Annotated in this window: 21 protein-coding genes and 6 pseudogenes; 14 read left to right on the forward strand and 13 right to left on the reverse strand. The window is 66.0% G+C overall.

The features are described from left to right. Window position 1: 1 nt before the first annotated feature. Window positions 2-151, forward strand: a complete 150-nt coding sequence (locus tag E6W36_RS05830; RefSeq protein ID WP_222874031.1) for a hypothetical protein — start codon at window positions 2-4, stop codon at window positions 149-151. Between the two features lie 413 nt (window positions 152-564). On the opposite strand, the gene E6W36_RS21850 is transcribed toward E6W36_RS05830, so the two are convergent. The 3 genes and pseudogenes from E6W36_RS21850 to E6W36_RS05840 form a co-directional block, all read right to left on the reverse strand. Then, window positions 565-756 (reverse strand): pirin family protein, encoded by a 192-nt coding sequence (locus E6W36_RS21850; RefSeq protein ID WP_246048183.1) that lies wholly within the window; start codon window positions 754-756, stop codon window positions 565-567. A 215-nt stretch (window positions 757-971) separates the two neighbouring features. Further along, window positions 972-1,166: pseudogene (locus tag E6W36_RS23060) on the reverse strand (pirin family protein); the annotation flags it as partial. A gap of 220 nt (window positions 1,167-1,386) precedes the next feature. Further along, window positions 1,387-1,821, reverse strand: coding sequence for a CBS domain-containing protein (locus E6W36_RS05840; protein WP_222874032.1), 435 nt, complete (start codon window positions 1,819-1,821; stop codon window positions 1,387-1,389). A gap of 47 nt (window positions 1,822-1,868) precedes the next feature. Between E6W36_RS05840 and E6W36_RS05845 the strand changes: the two genes are divergently transcribed. From E6W36_RS05845 to E6W36_RS18215, 13 genes and pseudogenes are all read left to right on the forward strand, one after another. Beyond that, a complete protein-coding gene (locus E6W36_RS05845) occupies window positions 1,869-2,231 on the forward strand; it encodes a hypothetical protein (RefSeq protein ID WP_222874033.1) in 363 nt (120 codons plus the stop codon). A 39-nt stretch (window positions 2,232-2,270) separates the two neighbouring features. Further along, entirely contained in the window at window positions 2,271-2,588 is a 318-nt protein-coding gene (locus tag E6W36_RS05850) for an acyl-CoA thioesterase (protein WP_222874034.1), read from the forward strand. 38 nt (window positions 2,589-2,626) lie between these two features. Further along, a pseudogene (locus tag E6W36_RS23950) lies at window positions 2,627-3,082 on the forward strand (intermembrane phospholipid transport protein YdbH family protein); the annotation flags it as partial. A 76-nt stretch (window positions 3,083-3,158) separates the two neighbouring features. Continuing rightward, window positions 3,159-3,527 (forward strand): hypothetical protein, encoded by a 369-nt coding sequence (locus E6W36_RS05855; RefSeq protein WP_222874035.1) that lies wholly within the window; start codon window positions 3,159-3,161, stop codon window positions 3,525-3,527. Further along, window positions 3,524-3,727 (forward strand): hypothetical protein, encoded by a 204-nt coding sequence (locus E6W36_RS05860; protein WP_222874036.1) that lies wholly within the window; start codon window positions 3,524-3,526, stop codon window positions 3,725-3,727. The genes E6W36_RS05855 and E6W36_RS05860 overlap by 4 nt, the downstream gene beginning before the upstream one ends. A 91-nt stretch (window positions 3,728-3,818) precedes the next feature. Beyond that, window positions 3,819-4,262, forward strand: a complete 444-nt coding sequence (locus E6W36_RS05865; RefSeq protein ID WP_222874037.1) for a hypothetical protein — start codon at window positions 3,819-3,821, stop codon at window positions 4,260-4,262. Between the two features lie 202 nt (window positions 4,263-4,464). Continuing rightward, window positions 4,465-5,585 (forward strand): annotated as a pseudogene (locus E6W36_RS05870) (intermembrane phospholipid transport protein YdbH family protein). Between the two features lie 187 nt (window positions 5,586-5,772). Continuing rightward, on the forward strand, window positions 5,773-5,934 hold the full coding sequence (locus tag E6W36_RS05880; protein ID WP_246048184.1) for a YnbE family lipoprotein: 162 nt from the start codon (window positions 5,773-5,775) through the stop codon (window positions 5,932-5,934). A gap of 14 nt (window positions 5,935-5,948) precedes the next feature. Continuing rightward, window positions 5,949-6,326 carry a YdbL family probable chaperone protein gene (locus E6W36_RS05885; RefSeq protein WP_222874040.1) on the forward strand — a complete coding sequence of 126 codons (378 nt, stop codon included), beginning with the start codon at window positions 5,949-5,951 and terminating at the stop codon, window positions 6,324-6,326. Between the two features lie 74 nt (window positions 6,327-6,400). Further along, window positions 6,401-6,727, forward strand: a complete 327-nt coding sequence (locus E6W36_RS05890) for a hypothetical protein (protein WP_222874041.1) — start codon at window positions 6,401-6,403, stop codon at window positions 6,725-6,727. 267 nt (window positions 6,728-6,994) lie between these two features. Beyond that, window positions 6,995-8,248, forward strand: coding sequence for an AmpG family muropeptide MFS transporter (locus tag E6W36_RS05895; RefSeq protein WP_246048185.1), 1,254 nt, complete (start codon window positions 6,995-6,997; stop codon window positions 8,246-8,248). A gap of 185 nt (window positions 8,249-8,433) precedes the next feature. Then, entirely contained in the window at window positions 8,434-9,006 is a 573-nt protein-coding gene (locus tag E6W36_RS05900; RefSeq protein ID WP_246048186.1) for a GNAT family N-acetyltransferase, read from the forward strand. A 41-nt stretch (window positions 9,007-9,047) separates the two neighbouring features. After that, complete coding sequence (locus E6W36_RS18215; RefSeq protein ID WP_246048187.1) at window positions 9,048-9,296, forward strand: hypothetical protein; 249 nt, start codon at window positions 9,048-9,050, stop codon at window positions 9,294-9,296. 1 nt (window position 9,297) lies between these two features. On the opposite strand, the gene E6W36_RS05905 is transcribed toward E6W36_RS18215, so the two are convergent. The 10 genes and pseudogenes from E6W36_RS05905 to rpsA form a co-directional block, all read right to left on the reverse strand. Next, entirely contained in the window at window positions 9,298-9,462 is a 165-nt protein-coding gene (locus tag E6W36_RS05905) for a hypothetical protein (RefSeq protein WP_222874042.1), read from the reverse strand. Between the two features lie 28 nt (window positions 9,463-9,490). Then, window positions 9,491-10,651 (reverse strand): bifunctional folylpolyglutamate synthase/dihydrofolate synthase, encoded by a 1,161-nt coding sequence (locus E6W36_RS18220; protein WP_342776848.1) that lies wholly within the window; start codon window positions 10,649-10,651, stop codon window positions 9,491-9,493. After that, window positions 10,637-11,481 (reverse strand): annotated as a pseudogene (accD, locus tag E6W36_RS05910) (acetyl-CoA carboxylase, carboxyltransferase subunit beta); the annotation flags it as partial. The pseudogene accD and the gene E6W36_RS18220, both read right to left, overlap by 15 nt. Continuing rightward, window positions 11,478-12,295 (reverse strand): annotated as a pseudogene (trpA, locus tag E6W36_RS05915) (tryptophan synthase subunit alpha). The pseudogenes accD and trpA, both read right to left, overlap by 4 nt. A gap of 7 nt (window positions 12,296-12,302) precedes the next feature. Beyond that, a pseudogene (gene trpB / locus E6W36_RS05920) lies at window positions 12,303-13,507 on the reverse strand (tryptophan synthase subunit beta). Window positions 13,508-13,569: 62 nt separating this feature from the next. Beyond that, window positions 13,570-14,220, reverse strand: a complete 651-nt coding sequence (locus tag E6W36_RS05925; protein ID WP_222874043.1) for a phosphoribosylanthranilate isomerase — start codon at window positions 14,218-14,220, stop codon at window positions 13,570-13,572. Next, window positions 14,217-14,918 (reverse strand): orotidine-5'-phosphate decarboxylase, encoded by a 702-nt coding sequence (pyrF, locus tag E6W36_RS05930; RefSeq protein WP_222874044.1) that lies wholly within the window; start codon window positions 14,916-14,918, stop codon window positions 14,217-14,219. Before pyrF ends, E6W36_RS05925 begins: the two co-directional genes overlap by 4 nt. A 19-nt stretch (window positions 14,919-14,937) precedes the next feature. Beyond that, window positions 14,938-15,285, reverse strand: coding sequence for a hypothetical protein (locus tag E6W36_RS05935; protein ID WP_222874045.1), 348 nt, complete (start codon window positions 15,283-15,285; stop codon window positions 14,938-14,940). Window positions 15,286-15,346: 61 nt separating this feature from the next. Beyond that, a complete protein-coding gene (ihfB, locus tag E6W36_RS05940) occupies window positions 15,347-15,625 on the reverse strand; it encodes an integration host factor subunit beta (protein WP_222874410.1) in 279 nt (92 codons plus the stop codon). 272 nt (window positions 15,626-15,897) lie between these two features. Then, a complete protein-coding gene (rpsA, locus tag E6W36_RS05945; protein WP_222874046.1) occupies window positions 15,898-17,631 on the reverse strand; it encodes a 30S ribosomal protein S1 in 1,734 nt (577 codons plus the stop codon). Window positions 17,632-17,645 lie beyond the last annotated feature (14 nt).

Genomic DNA, 17,645 nt, shown 5'->3' on the forward strand with positions numbered 1-17,645 from the left:
GATGGCGGACAGCCGGTGGGAGACGCTGCTGAAATTCGGCACACGCGATCTGCCGCACCCGCCGGCCGCAGCAGCCACCAAGGCAGAGTCGGACGAAGATCGCGACGTCCCGCCGGTAGTCGACCCGCATAACGGTGCCCGCCCGCATTAGAGCCTGATCGGTTAAGGTTGAAGCATATGTGCTTCAACCGAGGGCGTGAATCATGGTCTAGAACCTTTCCGACTGAGATTGAGGCACTTGTGTTGAAGTGGCTCAAGCGAAAACGATAAGAAAGGCTCTCACTCTTTGGAGTCGGATTCTAGGGTCAGGACCCATTAAGAATGAGGCCGTGGCGCTGGCGATTTTGGCGCGCAGGCAGGCGCGAGGGAGGCGAATATTGAACATATTCAACGACCGAGCAACAAACCTGCACGCCAAAAGCGCCGCGTCCTGCGGATGGCGGCACGCGGGCGATCTGGTTCGTCGAAGCGCCTCACCGGGGGCAGGCCCCGCTTTCGGCGCTTCTCCTGCCATCTCATCCCGCGTGCCGCCACCACGATCCTCGTTGTTAATGGGTCCTGACCCTAGCCGCGCAGGTCGAACACCAGAAATTCGGCGTCGCTGTCGCCCACGAACACCAGCTCCTGATGCTCGCTGACCGCGACGCCGTCGCCAGCAGTGGCATGCACGCCGTTGACGTTAACCGCACCAGAGACGATCTGAACCCAGGCCTTGCGCTTCTCGCCAAGCCAGACATGGCCGGTCTGGCCGGCCATGAGCAGCCCGCTGTAGAGGTTGAGGTCCTGGTGGATCTTGACCTGGCCGGCACCCCCTCGCGCGAACCGATCAGGCGTACCGGCTCCTGCGCGTCGGGGCTGCGGGACAGGTCGACCTGTTCGTACCCCGGTGCAATACCCTGCGACTCCGGGTGAACCCAGATCTGCAACAGGTGCAGGGGCGCGCTGCTGCTGGCGTTATATTCGGAGTGTCGGATGCCGGTGCCGGCCGACATGCGCTGAATCTCGCCCTTTGCGATGCGCGCAGCGGTTCCGGTACTGTCCTTGTGCTCGATTTCCCCATCGATCACATAGGTGATGATCTCCATGTCCTTATGGCCATGGGTCGGAAACCCGGTCCCCGGTGCGACGATATCCTCGTTGATGACGCGCAGATCCGACCAGCCCATGTACTGGGGTCATAATAATCGCCGAAAGAGAAGCTGTGCCGGGTATCCAGCCAGCCCCAGTCAAAATGGCCCCGTGCGTCGGACTTTCTCAAGCTGATCATTGCCCTTACTCCCGTTAAGAGCGCCAAGTGCGCTCCGTTACAGGCACCCATATAGGGAAATGATGACAGCTAACATCCTCTGGTCGCGCAGTTCAGTGTTTGCCGATTGGAAACGCGCATCACCCCGCCATGGCGATATATTCGCGAAGATGGCCAGCTTCCTGCTCCGCCGCCTGGATCCGCAGCTTGACCAGATCGCCGATCGAGACAATGCCGGTCAGGCGACCGTTGTCGATCACCGGCAAGTGGCGGAAACGCCGACTCGTCATGAGTTCCATGGCGGACTGCACAGTGTCCTCCGGCGTGCAGGTGATGACGGGCGAGGTCATGATGGTGCCGGCCGCTTTCTCGAGCAGTTCGCCGCCCAGCGTCGCCAGGCCGCGCACGATGTCGCGTTCAGACACGATGCCGATCAGGTCGCCGGACACATCGGTCACCAGCACGGCGCCGATCCCGCGTTCCCGCAGCACGTTGGCGACGCCGATGACCGGCATGGTCTGCGGCACCGTGACGATGGTGCCGCCCTTGTTCTTCAGAATGCGCGCTATCGTCATGGGATCCTCCTCCGGATTACAAGCGCTCTGCAGTCGCCCGGCGGTTCTTGCGTCCGCCTGTTGCGGCTCACTCCCTTGACTTGGGAGAATATCATCGCGAACTGACGCGCCAATGCAATGGCAAATCGTCCTTAACCGCGTCATGGAGGAGAGAAATGCGCGCCTTGTCGATCGCAGCCGCCCTGTGCGCTGCACTGCTGGCGACGGGATATCTGATCTGGCGCGACTCGTTCGCGTGGCCCCGGATCGACCTGCCGTTGCATGGCATGATCGCGCTCGGGATCGGCGTCGTCTTGACGTTCCTGCTCGGCGCGGGGCTGATGGCGCTGGTGTTCTACAGCGCGCGCCGCGGCTACGACGATCTCGCCGACAAAAGCAGCGATTCCCAAAATGGAGACCATAATGCGTAACCCCGTGCTGCGGGTTGTCCCCGCCCGGCCGACATCAACATGAACGGCCACATCTTTGGCGGCTGGATTCTCTCGCAGATGGATATCGCGGCCGGCATCGCCGCTGGCGTTCGCGCCAAAGGGCCGGTCGCGACCATCGCCATCGACGGCATGAAATTTCTGCGCCCGATCCTGCTCGGCGATCTGCTCTCGGTCTATGCGGATGTGCGCCGGGTCGGGAACACATCGCTGACGATCGACGTTGAAGTGATGGTGCAACGGCGTGGCACCATGGAGGAAATGGTCGTGACCCAGGGTGTTTTCGTGTTCGTCGCGATCGGGGAAGATGGGCGTCCGCGCCCGGTGCCGAAGGAATAAGCGTATCGCCCGACGCCCGATCCGCTAAAACCGGACTGATGAGATACCGGCGATTCCTCTGGCTGGCGCTGCCCGTTGCCGCGCTCGCAGCCCTCTGGGCAGGGCGTCAGCCGCTGACGGCGGCAGGCGTGCGCCAATATCTCTCGTCCAGAGGCGTCGCGGCCCGCTTCGAAATCGCGCAGCTCGGCACGCGCCGCGTCGTGCTTGAGAATATCGCGCTGGGGCGGACGGAGGGTGCGTCTGCCCGGCGGATCACCATCGACTACGCGCTTGGCCTTACGCCGCGGGTCGTTCGTATCTCTGCCGAAGGCGCAACACTGCATGCGACAGTGCGGGCCGATGGCACATTCGACCTGGGCGCGCTGCAGGCGCTCGTGCCGCCGCCAAGCGACGAGCCGCTCAGCCTGCCGGATTACGACCTGCAGTTAAGCGACGCACGCGTAAAACTTGCAACACCGGCGGGGCCGGTCGCCTTGCGTCTGTACGGCCAGGATCCCCGCGCAAACTTTCCATGCGCGCGTCTCCGGTACTTCAGCGCGCCTGTCCTACGCGGGGGCGCGTATCGAGGGCGTGCGCCTGACTGCCCGGGCCACTCTGCGCGACAATCGCCTGCTGGTCGCAGCGCAGGCAACCGCAACCAACGTGCACGCGCCCGAATATGGGCAGGCGACGCGGGCAGCACTTGCCTTTCAGGGTGCGCTGCCCCTGGAGGAAGGTGCCGTCGCGGGTGCCTGGGCGGTCCGCAGCGCCGATACCCGCCTGCCGGGCGGGCGGGCCGACATGGTGCGCGCGCAGGGCCTGATCACCTTTACGCCCAGCAGCAACGCGGCATGGCTGCGCCTGCAGGCATCCGCCACGCAGGCCCGCCCGGATGCAGCAAGCCTCGCGCCGCTTCGGGCCGGCGTGTCCAGCCTCCCCGCATCTCCCTGGACCCCTTGAAAACCGGGCTGGCGCAGACGGCCGACGCGCTGGCCAAAGGGATCACCGCGCGCGCCGATGCCACGCTGGCCTGGCGGGACGATGCTGGCGCTCTGCGCCTGCACAGCCTGCACCTGGGGACCTGGCAGCCGTGGATGCGCGCGACCTGCGGATCGCCGTGCCGTCCTTGCGGATCGACGGCAGCGCCGCGTTCCGGCTGACGCCGGTCGGCCTGCCGGCTGTCTCCGGGCAGGCGACCGATATCGTCTTTCGACCCGATGGGCATTCTGTGGGGTCTTAACACTGAACCCGGTGCGCTGGCGCACAAAGGATCTGGACCTGGCGCTGGGCAAGACCACGCTCGCTCTGTCGCCAGCCGGGGCACGCGTTGCCTCGCACCTGGCGGCGTCGCTGCACACAGAAGCAGCCCGCATCGAGGGCCTGCGCGCGCCGATCGCCCTCGACATCGATCCCGATGGCGGCGTGCGCGCGCCGGCGGCTGCCAGACCCTCAGCGTCGCCCGCCTGCGTGCACAAACCCTCGATATTGGTCCCGCAACCGCCAGGGTATGTGCCGCCGGCGGCCCTGTTTGCACTCGCGGCGAACGGCGCGGTTCGCAGTCAGGCGACACTTGCGCTTTCTCCCTGGTCGTCCGGCAGGAGGCAGCGCGGCTTACTCTGGCGCCGGCCCGGATTGCGCTGGCGCTTTCGGGCTCGACGAAGAGCCCGATCCTCGTCCTCAACGGCAGACACCTGAGCGCGGCAGCCGAGGTTTCGCCCAATACGGCCGCGATCCAGGCAGATGCCCTGTCGCTGCGCTGGCAAGACGGCAGCGCCGATCTCATGCTCTCCGGGGCGCAGCCAGCATCGCCGGGCAGCCGGTAACCGTCTCCGGGCTGGCGCTTGCCGCGACCCTCGATGCCACAGGCACCGTGCGGGTGCGCAATGCGACGGCACTGGTGCGCAACACCGATCCGCGCCCGCCGTTTGCGCCAATCCGCCTGTCGGACGTCCGTGCTGATTATGATGGCAAGACCATCAAGGGAGACGGCGCGCTGTTGCTGCACGCCAAGGCGCAGCGTATCGGCCGTCTCCGGTTCGGGCACGACCTCGGCACGGCGGAAGGGGCGGCCAGAGTCGATATCGACGGCCTGACCTTCTCCCCAGAGCTTGAGGCCTACGAGCTGACCGAACTGGCGCGCGGCCAGGTCGAGAACGTCAGCGGCACGGTCACGGCAAATGCCGATTTCGCCTGGGGCCAAGCCATATCCGCCAAGGGCGCGATCGCCTTTCAGAATGTGAGCCTCGCGACGGCGGCGCTTGGCCCGATCAGCGGCATCAACGGCGAAATCGCCCTCGACGATCTGCTGGCACCGCACTCGCCGCTGAACCAGACGGTGACGATCGACAGCATCAACCCCGGAGTCGAGGTCGCGCACGGCGTGCTGCGCTTCCAGCTGCTGCCCGGCTTTCATCTGAACGTGCAGGATGCGCGCTGGCCATTCGCCGGCGGCGACCTGTTCCTGGAGCCGGTAGTCATCGATCCAGCCGCCGGGACCCAGCGCGTGACCTTCCGCGCTGCGAACATGGACGCCGCCCTGCTGCTCGAACAGTTCGACCTGAAGAATCTGCGCGTGACCGGGCGGCTCGACGGCGCGTTTCCCATGGTTGCAGAGGGCGCGGCCTTGCGGATCGAGAACGGGCGCATCACCACGCAGCCGGGTGGCGGCCTGATTCAATATGTGGGGAGGTCGGCAAGGAAGTCACCGGGCCAAGCAAGCTCGCCTTCGACGCCCTGCAGCGCTTTCGCTACGACACCGCGGCACTTGACCTGAACGGCGACCTGGCCGGCGAGATCGTCGCCGCCATACGCTTCTCAGGCGAGAACCAGACGCCAGTCAGCCCTGCCGGCGGCCTGCCGATCAAGGCGGACGGCCTGCCGTTCAAGTTCAACGTGACGGTGCGCGCGCCGTTTCGCGGTTTGCTGAATACTGCCTCCGGTCTGTTCGACGCCCGCAAGGTGATCGAGCAGGCGCGCCCGATCGATACGGACGAAATTCCCGGCGCAGCACCGCAATGAACAAGGGCGTTCATGGGGTGTTCAGGGGCAGACTACACATTGACCCGGGATCAGGTTCGCGCCATCGGTTGGCGTGATGACGCTTCACCCTCGGTTGCTCCGGTTCCAGACTGGACGCACGCACGACAGGCAAAGGACACAAGGAATGCGGGAACACAGAGTGCAGACAATTCCGCGTACCGCGGTCATGGCCAGCCTGGCGCTGTTCGGGCTTTCGGCCTGCGTGAAGGTGCAGGCGCCGGACAAGCCGATCGAGATCAACCTGAACGTCAACATCAAGCAGGAGGTGGTCATCCGGCTGGAGAAGGACGTTCGCGACCTCATCAAGAACAACCCCGCTGTATTTTGAGATTTGGAGACACGATGCTGCGCACCACCCTTATTGCTGCCTTGATCGCTGTCACTGCGCCGGCTTTGGCGCAGACCGCCGACCCGGTGATCGAGGCTGCCCGCAACGCCGGCAAGGTTGGCGAGCAGGCGGACGGCTACCTGGGCCTGGTCTCCGGCGGCGACGCCGACCTGAAGGCACGGGTCGACCAGATCAACATCAAGCGCAAAGCCGTATACACCGACCTCGCGGCCAAGCGCGGCGTGACCATCAACGAGGTCGCTGCCGCCACCGCCTGCCAGCTTTTCCGCGACCGGGTCGGGCCGGGGCAAGCCTATCGCGGCGAGAACGGCCAGTGGACCCAGCGTCAGGGCTCCGCGCCCGTAGTGATGCCGAGCTTCTGCGGCGGCTGATCTCGCTGCGTTTTTGCGATTGACTCTTAAATACGAATAGCCATACTTGCGAACTATTCGCAGATGGAGTTCGTATGCAGGATATCGAAACGGTGTTCCGCGCCCCAACGGTCCCGGAGCTCAGCAGCCAGCAACGCTTGATGCTCTGGGGAATACGCCATTGGGTGCGCGCCACGCTTTCCGGCGTCGACCCCAGCCAGGGGCTTGAGGCGGCTTTCCAGCGCTTCGGTGTCCAGAACGGCGCAGCGCGGATCGGCCTGTTGATGGCGGCCGCCGTCTCGGTGTGGCCGGAGCCGTTTCGCGTCGCCCCACCCTGCTGCCGCCAGCCGGTCACGACCGACGAGCACACGGTGCTGCGCGTGCTGGCGCTGGCCGGCCGGGGATCTGATCGGGGTCCATGAGGAGCTGCGGGATCTGCTGCCGACGGCGGCGTGCGAGCATCTGTTCGCCGTCGGGCAGCGCGCAGCCCTTGCTTTCTCCATGCCGACATGGGCGGCGGCGACTGAAAAACCTATCTTGGATAGATGTGAAAATCCGCGCGTGGTGAACTCGGACAGAACCACGAACCGCCCAACCCTTCGTCAAGCTCAGGGTGAGCGGTAATACTTCAAACGGAAAGATAACCGGAAACCGCTTGCGCAACCGCACTTTGGCGCTAGCGTGCCGTCATGACGTCCGTCGGCAAAGCCGGTTCCAACCTGCTTCTCTACTTCCAGCCCCGCCCCATCGCGGCGTTCCTGCTCGGGATCGCCAGCGGCTTCCCGCTGACGCTGCTGCTGGCGACCATGACCTACTGGCTGTCCAAGGTCGGCGTCGACAAGAAGACCATCGGCTTTGCCGTCGGCCTGACCACGCCGTACACGCTGAAATTCCTGTGGGCACCGCTGATCGACCGCTGGCGCCTGCCGATCCTCAGCGGGCTGATCGGCCACCGGCGGTCCTGGCTGGTGCTGACCGGGGTGCTGCTGGCGATCGCAGTCATCATGCTCGGCCGCAGCGACCCGGTGAACGATCTCGGCGGCTTCGCGCTATGGGCGGTCGCAACCGCCTTCCTGTCCGCGACCCAGGACATCGTGATCGATGCCTACCGCATCGAAATCCTGCCGGACGAGCAGCTGGCGTACGGCACCGCCATGAACCAGTTCGGTTACCGCGTCGGCAGCGCCCTGATCGGCGGCGCGCTGGTGGTGTGGCTGGCGTCGCCGGAGGGAGCGTCGCTTGGCTGGGCCGGGGCCTATGGCCTTAGCACCCTGTGCATCCTGGCCGGCTGGGCGGCGGCGCTGTGGTGCGGCGAGACCCACAAGGAGCGCCCGCTCGAAAACTGGTCCTTCGCCCGCTGGATGTCGACCGCGGTCGCCGGCCCGTTCCGCGAGTTCTTCAGCCGGCGCGGCGCGCTGCTGATCCTGTTGTTCATCATGATCTACAAGATCGGCGACGCCATGGGGCAGATCATGCTCTCGCCCATGATCGTCGAGCTTGGTTTCACGGACACCGAGTATATCGCGGCCAACAAGGCGGTCGGCTTCTGGGCGCTGATCGCCGGCACCGCCGTCGGCCCGATGTTCCTGAGCTGGGCGGGCATGGGGCGCGGGCTGTTCTGGTCCGGGGTTTTGATGATGGCCTCCAACCTCGGCTTTACCGCCCTGGCGCTGCTGGGCCATCAGCCCTGGGCGCTGGGCGTCGCCGTGGGTATCGAGAACTTCACCAGCGGCCTCGGATTGACGGTGTTCGCGACCTACCTCTCCGGCCTCACCAACGCGTCCTTCACCGCGACCCAATATGCCTTGCTGTCCTCCCTGGCGGCAGTCGGCCGAACATTTCTCTCGACCCCCAGCGGCTATCTTGCCGAGGGCTTCGGCTGGCCGGGCTTTACCTTTTCACCACGCTTGCCGCCCTGCCGGGGCTGCTGCTGCTGTGGCTGATCTGGCGCAGCGGCATTGTCTCTGCGGCAATACGGGCACAGTAACACGCTTCAGCGCAATGATTTCGTCAAATCATCGCCACAAATTTGACACGAGTGCCGCAATCGGCGATAGCTTCGCGCGTTACAAGCGTCGGAACTGTGCGCTGATGACTCGGCAAGACAATAGAACAGGCCGTATATTCAATGACATACTCTAGCTTCGGCTCGACGGCCGTCGCAGCGGCGACGCTCGCGGCAGCACCCTACATTCACCGCATAGGTCAACTGGACGTGCGGCTGGCAACGTCGGAAGAAGAAATCCGCGCGGCCCAGGCCCTGCGATACGACATCTTCTACAACGAAATGGGTGCCAGCCCGACCGCCGAGATGGAGCGCTATCGTCTCGATATCGACGCCTACGACTCCATCTGCGACCACCTGCTGGTGATCGACCACGGCACGGACGGCGAACCGCACGTCGTCGGCACCTACCGGCTGCTGCGCCAGCTGGTCGCCCAGCAGCACCGCGGTTTCTATTCGTCCGGCGAATATGATCTCTCGCCGCTGCTCGATCTGCGTTTCCAGGACAAGATCGGTGCCGGCCGCCAGTTGCTGGAGCTTGGCCGTTCCTGCGTCGCCAAGCCGTACCGCAACAACGCGACCATCCAGCTGCTCTGGCGCGGCATCGCGACCTATCTTCAGACCCACAGCATCGGCTACATGTTCGGCTGCGCATCCTGCATGGCACCGACCCGGATGAGCACAAGGTCGCGCTGAGCTATCTCTATCACAATCACCTGGTTCCGGCCGACCTGCGCGTGCGCGCACTGCCGGAGCATTATGTCCCGATGGATCGCCTGCCGATCGGCGCCTACGATACGCGCGAGGCGCTGAAGGCGCTGCCGCCGCTGATCAAGGGGTATCTGCGCACGGGCTGCATGATCGGCGACGGCGCGTTCATCGACCGCCAGTTCAACACTGTCGACGTGTTCATCCTGCTGCCGGTCGAGGGCATCACCCAGCGCTATTCCGAGCGCTTCCAGGTCAGCGCCAACGATATCGGCTGAGCTACTGCGGGGCGAGGCCGGACCGCCTGAGGATATCGCCCGCCAGATACAGCGACCCGGCAACGACGACATGCGGCGGCGGATGGGCCGGGCTGGCCGCCACGCGGTCGAACGCTTCCTCGATCGAGTTGCACGGATAGGCGGTGATGCCTTCCTCGGTTGCCATCGTCGCCAGATGCGCGGGTTCGTGGCACTCATGTCCCGGACCGGCACGGCATAAAGCCGCGCCACCTTGCCGGCAAAGGCGCGTACGATCTCCGTGGCGCTCTTGGTGCCGACGACCCCAGGATCAGGGTGATCGGCCGCTCGGCGAACAACGACAACGCATCGGCCAGCACCCTTGCACTGGCCGGATTGTGCGCGCCGTCAACAGTGAGCCGCGCGTTCGGCGGCAGCATCGCATGCAGCGGCCCGCTCTCGATGGCCTGCAGCCGCCCCGGCCACTCCGCCCACCCGATGCCGGCGCGGATTGCCGCCTCGGGAACGGCGACCCGCGACTGATGGCGCAGCATGGCGATCGCCAGCCCGGCATTGTCGACCTGATGGGCCCCGAGCAGGCGCGGCAGCGGCAGCTCGAGCCGGCCTGACGCATCGCGGTAATGCATCGCTTCGCCGTAACGTGCGACCTCCCAGTCCGCCCCCGCAGCACAACCCGCGCGCCGGCAACGCCCGCGACTTCCGCGCAGCGCTGGGTCACCGCCTGCGCATAGCGGGAGAGTACGAGATTGGCGCCCGGCAGCGATCGCGGCTTTCTCGGCAGCGATCTGCAGGATGGTGGTGCCAAGAAACGCCGTATGGTCCAGGCCAAGCTGCGCGATGCCGCAGACGGCGGGGTCCGGCACCACATTGGTCGCATCCAGCCGGCCGCCCATGCCGACTTCCAGCACGCAGGCGTCGGCCGGGGTGCGGGAGAAGGCCAGGAACGCCAGAACCGTCGTCGCCTCGAAGATGGTGAGCGGCTGGCCGGCGTTGACTTCCAGCATGTCACGGAAGAGCGCCAGCAGGGCGTCATCAGCGATCAGCTTGCCGGCAACGCGAATGCGCTCGTTGAAGTTCACCAGATGCGGCGACGTGAAGACATGCACGCGCAGCCCGGCCGCCTCCAGGCAGGCGCGCAGGAACGCGACGGTCGAGCCCTTGCCATTGGTGCCTGCGACATGGAACACCGGCGGCAGACGTCGCTCCGGATTGCCAAGCGCCGCCAGCAGCCGCTCGATGCGCGCCAGCGACATATCGATCTCGGCCGGGTGCAGGGTGCGAATCTCGGCGGTCAGGGCGTCGATGGCGGCGGCGGTCATGGCGAAAAACGTCAGCGGACGGCGGGGATGGCCGCGCGCTCCGGGGCGCGCCAGCATGATGAGGCCGATCAGGCGCACCAGAGTCTCGCGCAGCCTGCTGCGCGGCACCACCATGTCCAGCATGCCATGCTCGAGCAGATACTCCGCGCGCTGAAACCCGTCCGGCAGCTTTTCGCGGATGGTATTCTCGATCACCCGTTGCCCGGCAAACCCGATCAAGGCCCCGGCTCGGCGATCTGGATATCGCCCAGCATGGCGTAAGAAGCGGTGACGCCGCCGGTCGTCGGGTCGGTCAGCACGACGATATAGGGCAGCCCGGCTTCGTGCAGCTCGGCGATCGCAACCGTCGTGCGCGGCATCTGCATGAGGCTCAGCGTCCCCTCCTGCATGCGCGCTCCGCCGGCGGCCGTGAAGATGACAAACGGTGCCTTGCGGGCAATCGCGGCCCGTGCTGCCGTCAGAAACGCTTCCCCGACGCCCACGCCCATGGACCCGGCCATGAACGCGAAATTCTGCACGGCGACCACAGTCGGCACGCCGCCGACCGCGCCGGCCGCCACCTGCATGGCCTCGGTCGATTTCGTGGACGCCCGCGCATCCTTCAGCCGGTCGACGTAGCGCTTCTGGTCGCGGAATTTCAGCGGATCCTCGCGCGGTGCCGGCACCGGCAACAGTTCGTACTGGCCGCCGTCGAAGGTTTGGGCGAAGCGGTCCTCCGGGCCAATGCGCTCATGGTGGCCGCAGTGACTGCAGACACTGAGGTTCGCCAGAAAATCCTTCTTGTAGATCATCTGGCCGCAGTTGCCGCACTTCTGCCAGAGGTTGTCGGGCGTATCGCGCTTGACGACCTGGCTGACCTTGTTGCGAAGTCGGGTGAGCCAGCTCATGCCGCCTCCGCCGATCGGGCGTTGCGCACGGCGGTTGCCAGCGCACGGACTTCGGCGGCCACCCGCTCGGTCGCCGCCGCCGCAGGGCCCTCGCCGGCCAAGGCGACAAGCGCTGACCCGACGACCACGCCGTCAGCTATACGCGCAATGCCGGCGGCCTGCTCCGGTGTGCGGATGCCAAAGCCCACTGCGACCGGCAGACCGCTTGCCGCGCGCAGGCGCGAGACGGCGGCGCGGATGGCGTCGAGCGCACCGCTTGCGCCGCCCGTGATCCCGGCGACCGAGACGTAATACAGGAAGCCCGACGCCGCAGCGCAGACTGCACCCTGGCGCTGGGCGTCCGTCGTTGGTGTCGCCAGCCGCACCACATGCAGCCCGACAGCGCGCAGCGGCGCAGTTCTGCGTCTTCCTCCGGCGGCACATCGACGACGATCACGCCATCGACGCCCGCGGCCTGCGCATCCTGCGCGAAGCGGGTGACACCATAGTGAAAGATCGGGTTGAAATACCCCATGAGGATGACCGGGGTGTCGGCATCCTGCGCGCGGAAGCCGCGCACCATCTCCAGAACGCGCGCCAGCGTCATGCCGCCTGCGAGCGCCCGGATATTGGCGGCCTGGATCGCCGGACCGTCCGCCATCGGATCGGTGAACGGAACGCCCAGCTCAATGACATCGGCGCCGGCAGCGGGCAGCGCGTGCAAAATGGCGGCAGACGTCGCGGCATCCGGATCGCCGGCAGTGACGAAGGTCACCAGCGCCGCGCGGTTCTGCTCGGCGCAGGCCGCGAAGCGGCGGGTCAAGCGATCCGGCATTACAGCGTTACCCCAGCGCTGCGGCAACGGTGAAGATGTCCTTGTCGCCCCGCCCGCACATGTTGACGACCAGCAGATGGTCTGAAGGCAAGGTCGGTGCCCGGCGGATCACCTCGGCCAGCGCATGGCTCGGCTCCAGCGCCGGAATGATGCCTTCCAGCCTGGAGACGGTCTGGAATGCCGCCAGCGCGTCGGCGTCGGTCACCGAAACATACGTCACGCGGCCTTGATCGCGCAGCCAGGCATGCTCCGGCCCGATGCCGGGATAATCGAGCCCGGCCGAGATCGAGTGCGCATCGACGATCTGACCATCGGCGTCCTGCAGCAGATAGGTCTTGTTCCCATGGAGCACGCCGGGCTGGCCTGCGGTCAGGAGGCGGCGTGCTGGCCGGTCTCGACGCCATGGCCCGCGGCCTCGACGCCGACCATCGCGACGTCCGGCTCGTCCAGAAACGGGTGGAACAGGCCGATGGCGTTGGAGCCGCCGCCAATGGCGGCCACCAGCGTATCCGGCAGGCGGCCTTCGCGCGCCAGCATCTGTTCGCGGGTCTCGCGGCCGATTACCGACTGGAAATCGCGCACCAGCTCCGGATAGGGATGCGGCCCGGCGGCAGTACCGATGATGTAGAAGGTATCCTCCACATTGGTCACCCAGTCGCGCAGCGCCTCGTTCATGGCGTCCTTGAGGGTCTTCGCGCCGCTGGTGACCGGCCGGACCTCGGCGCCCAGCAGCTTCATGCGGAACACGTTGGGCTGCTGGCGTTCGATGTCGCGCGCGCCCATGTAGACGACGCACGGCAGGCCGAAGCGGGCGGCGACCGTGGCAGTCGCGACACCATGCTGCCCGGCACCGGTCTCGGCGATGATCCGGGTTTTGCCCATGCGGCGGGCGAGCAGAATCTGGCCGATGCAGTTGTTGATCTTGTGCGCGCCGGTGTGGTTCAGCTCGTCGCGCTTGAAATAGATTTTCGCCCCGCCCAGATGCCGGGTCAGGCGCTCCGCGAAATAGAGCGGGCTGGGCCGGCCGACGAAATGCGCCAGCAGGTCCTGGAGTTCCGCCTCGAACGCTGGATCGGCCTGGGCCGCCCGGTATGCCCGCTCAAGGTCGAGGATCAGCGGCATGAGTGTTTCGGCGACATAGCGGCCGCCATAGGGGCCGAAGTGGCCGCGCTCGTCCGGGCCGCTGCGCAAGCTGTTGGGTACTGATGCCATCCGGGGACTCTGGTGAACGGAAGTGTCGGCTCTTACGATGCCCACGGGCGGGCTGTCCAGCGTCAGGCGCTGCGCGCCGCCGCGACAAAGGCGACGATCTTGTCCGCGGACTTGACACCCCGCGCCGCCTCGACGCCCGAAGACACATCGACCAGACCGGGGCGCAGGCGACGAACCGCTTGCCCGACATTCTCCGGCGTCAGGCCGCCGGACAAGCCCCACCCCGGTACGGTCACGCCTTCCAGCAGCGACCAGTCGAACGTCCGCCCGGTGCCGCCCGGGACTGCGCTCGCGCCCGGCTCCGGCTGGTCCGGCCTGGCGTCGAAAAGAATGCGATCGGCGACCGCCGCATAGGCAAGGCCAAGATCCACGTCCGCGCGGGTGCGCACGCCCTGCGCGCGCCAGACTGGCCGCCCGGTGCGATCCTGCAGTGCAGCGATGCGCACGGGATCGTCGACCTCATGGACCTGGAGGACATTGATGCGCCCTGCGGCCAGCACATCGTCGATCAGCTTATCGTCCGGCGTCACCAGCACGGCGACCGTCTGCACGTGCGACGGCACCTCGCGGAGCAGGTCGCCCAGCGTCGCCAGCGGGACGTGCCGCACGCTGGCCGGAAACAGTACAAAGCCGATGTGGGTCGCGCCGGCATCCGCTGCGACCCGGACCGCCTCCACCGTGCGCAAGCCACAGATTTTGATGTCGAGCGTCATAAGCTCGCCAGGATCATTCGTGCAGCTTCCGCCGGGTTGGCGGCGTCCGTGATTGGCCGGCCAATCACCAGAACATCCGAACCAGCGGCAAGCGCCGCGCGCGGCGTCATCACCCGCTTCTGGTCGCCGGCCGCGCTCTCGAGCGGGCGGATGCCGGAGTCACGAGGAACCCCTCCGGCCAGGCGGCACGCACGCCTGCAACCTCCGCCGCCGAGCAGACCACACCATCCATGCCCGCGCGGCGGGGCCGCAAGCACCAGTGCCTGCTCGTGCGGCGGCGCCACGACACCCATCTCCGCCAGATCGCCCGAGTCGAGGCTGGTCAGCACCGTCACGGCGACGATGCGCGGCGGCGGCACGCCGAGCGTCGCCGCCGCGTCGTGCGCTGCTGTGCGCGCAGCCTGGAGCATCGCCACGCCGCCTTGCGCGTGAACCGTCAGGATCGCCGGGCGCGCGGGCATGACCGACCGCACGGCCGCCGCCACCGTGTTGGGAATGTCATGGAACTTCAGGTCGAGAAACAGCGGCAGGCCGGCGGCATCGTTGACCGCCCTGACCCCGCTGAGCCCGTTCGCGCAGAAAAATTCCAGGCCCAGCTTGATGCCGCCGAGGCTGGGAGCAGCCTGCTGCCCAAGCGCAATCGCCGCATCGACAGACGGCACATCGAGCGCACAATAGATCGGTGATGTCGCCGCCACGCGCAGACCCCTTCCAACTCTAGAGCGCTTCGCGCGCGATCGGCAGGGTTTCGCCGCCGATCCCGACCGCCGCCGGCTCCGCAGGTGCGCCACGTCTGCCGCGCAGCGTCGCGATCTCCGCATCCTTGTTGACGATGAGTTTCTCCAGCCGGGAAATCCGCCGGCGCAACCCCCAGCGCACGAAGGCGTGCAGCAGCATCATGGGCAAGATCAGAACCAGCGCGAACACGGCGAGCAGCAGCGGCAAAGGCAGGACCATCACGAGATCACGCGTCAGATTGAGCGTGACCTCCATCCAGTTGCGCGCCGAGAACCAGGCGAAGGCCGCAGCCAGCAGAATGGAGAAGAGCAGCGTGACGATCCGCATGTTCGGTCAATGTCCTGTTCGGGCCGCCAGCGGTCCCGGGCATCAAGCCAGACCCGCGGCCTTACTTGTTGAGCCGCTCGCGCAGTTCCTTGCCCGCCTTAAAATAGGGGACGCGCTTGGCGTCAACCACTACCGGCTCGCCGGTTCGCGGGTTGCGGCCGGTGCGGCCATCCCGGCCGCGTGTGGAAAAGGCCCCGAAGCCGCGCAGCTCCACACGGTCGCCGCGGGCCAAGGCCTCCGAGATTTCGTTGAAGACGGTCGCGACGATGCGCTCGACGTCTTTATGCAAAAGATGGGCGTGTTGCTGGGCCAGTTTATCGACCAGTTCCGACTTTATCATGGAACACCCCGCGCGCTGTTGAGAAGCCTGAGCGAGCGTCTTGCCAGCCCCTCGCTGGGCACGACGGCTCGCTACCAATGCGTATTCTGCTGCGTCTTCTTTTGCCTGAACGCTATGGCATGAATCCGGCAACGTCCAGAAAATATTGATCTGGAAGAGGATTTTTATGCCGTTACGGCATGGCCACATCCCGCTGCGCACGAAAAACCCGCACACCGCTCGCGGTGCGCGGGTTGTTCATTTTCTAAAACAAAGATCCCGCAGGCGTATCGTTACGCGTCGCGATCCGTATTGTCGCGGGCCCGGTTGAGCGCCGCCCCGAGGATGTCGCCGAGCGATGCGCCCGAGTCCGACGAGCCATACTGGGCCACCGCCTGCTGCTCTTCGGCGATTTCACGCGCCTTGATGGACAGTTGCGGGCGACGAGTCTGGCGATCCATCCCGACGATCAACGCATCGACCTTCTGGCCGACCTGGAAGCGGTCCGGACGCTGCTCGTCGCGGTCGCGCGACAGGTCGCCGCGGCGGATGAACGCAATCGGCCCGCTGTCGCCGACCTGCACATCGATGCCGGCATCCTTCACCTCGACGACGGTGCAAGTGACCGTCTCGCCGCGACGCATCTCGGCGTTCGACGATGGCGAAGCCGGCGCGGACTGCGCACGGTTGTCCTCGAGCTGCTTGATGCCGAGGCTGATGCGCTCCTTCTCGGCGTCGACGTCGAGCACGACCGCCTTCACTGCATCGCCGCGATTGTAGCGGCCGAGCGCTTCCTCGCCAGAGACGCCCCAGGCGATATCCGACATGTGCACCATGCCGTCGATATCGCCATCCAGCCCGATGAACAGGCCGAATTCGGTGGCGTTCTTGACCTCGCCCTCGACGACGGAGCCCACTGGATGGCGCTCGGTGAAGGCAAGCCACGGATTTTCCGCCGCCTGCTTGATGCCGAGCGAGATGCGGCGCTTGTCCGCATCGACCTCCAGCACCACCACATCCACTTCCTGGCTGGTGGAGACGATCTTGCCCGGGTGCACGTTCTTCTTCGTCCAGCTCATTTCCGAGACGTGGACCAGACCCTCCACACCGGCTTCCAGCTCCACGAAGGCGCCGTAGTCGGTGATGTTGGTCACGCGGCCGGAGAAGCGACCGCCGATCGGGTACTTGGCCTCCGCACCTTCCCACGGATCCGACTCAAGCTGCTTCATGCCGAGCGAAATGCGCTGGGTGTCGCGGTTGATGCGGACGATCTGCACGCGCACGGTGTCGCCGATGTTGATGACTTCCGACGGGTGGGCAACGCGACGATAGCTCATGTCGGTCACGTGCAGCAGACCGTCGACGCCACCGAGGTCAACGAACGCACCGTAATCGGTGATGTTCTTGACCACGCCATCGACGATTGCGCCTTCCACCAGGTTGGCGATCAGGCTGGTACGCTGCTCGGCGCGGGTTTCCTCGAGCACCGCGCGGCGCGACACTACGATGTTGCCACGACGGCGATCCATTTTCAGAATCTGGAACGGCTGCGGAATGTCCATCAGCGGCGCGACATCGCGCACCGGACGTACATCGACCTGGCTGCCCGGCAGGAACGCCACGGCACCCGACAGATCGACGGTGAAACCGCCCTTGACGCGACCGAAGATCACGCCTTCGACGCGCTCACCAGCCTGGAACTGCTCTTCCAGCTTGTTCCACGAGGCTTCGCGGCGGGCGCGGTCGCGGCTGAGCATGGCCTCGCCGTTCGCGTTCTCGACGCGGTCGACATAAACTTCGACGTCGTCGCCGGCCTTGATGTCCGCCTGCTGGCCCGGCGCTGCGAATTCGCGCAGCGGCACGCGGCCTTCCGACTTCAGTCCGACGTCGATCACGACCATGTCGTTTTCGATGGCGGTCACACGGCCCTTGACCACGCGCCCTTCAAAACCACCTTCCGCGCCGAAGCTTTGCTCCAGCATTGCGGCGAATTCATCGCGCGCGGAGCCAAATCCTTGAGATGCCATTCTAAAAAGTCCTT

The organism is Hankyongella ginsenosidimutans (assembly GCF_005144965.1).
Taxonomy (GTDB): domain Bacteria; phylum Pseudomonadota; class Alphaproteobacteria; order Sphingomonadales; family Sphingomonadaceae; genus Hankyongella; species Hankyongella ginsenosidimutans.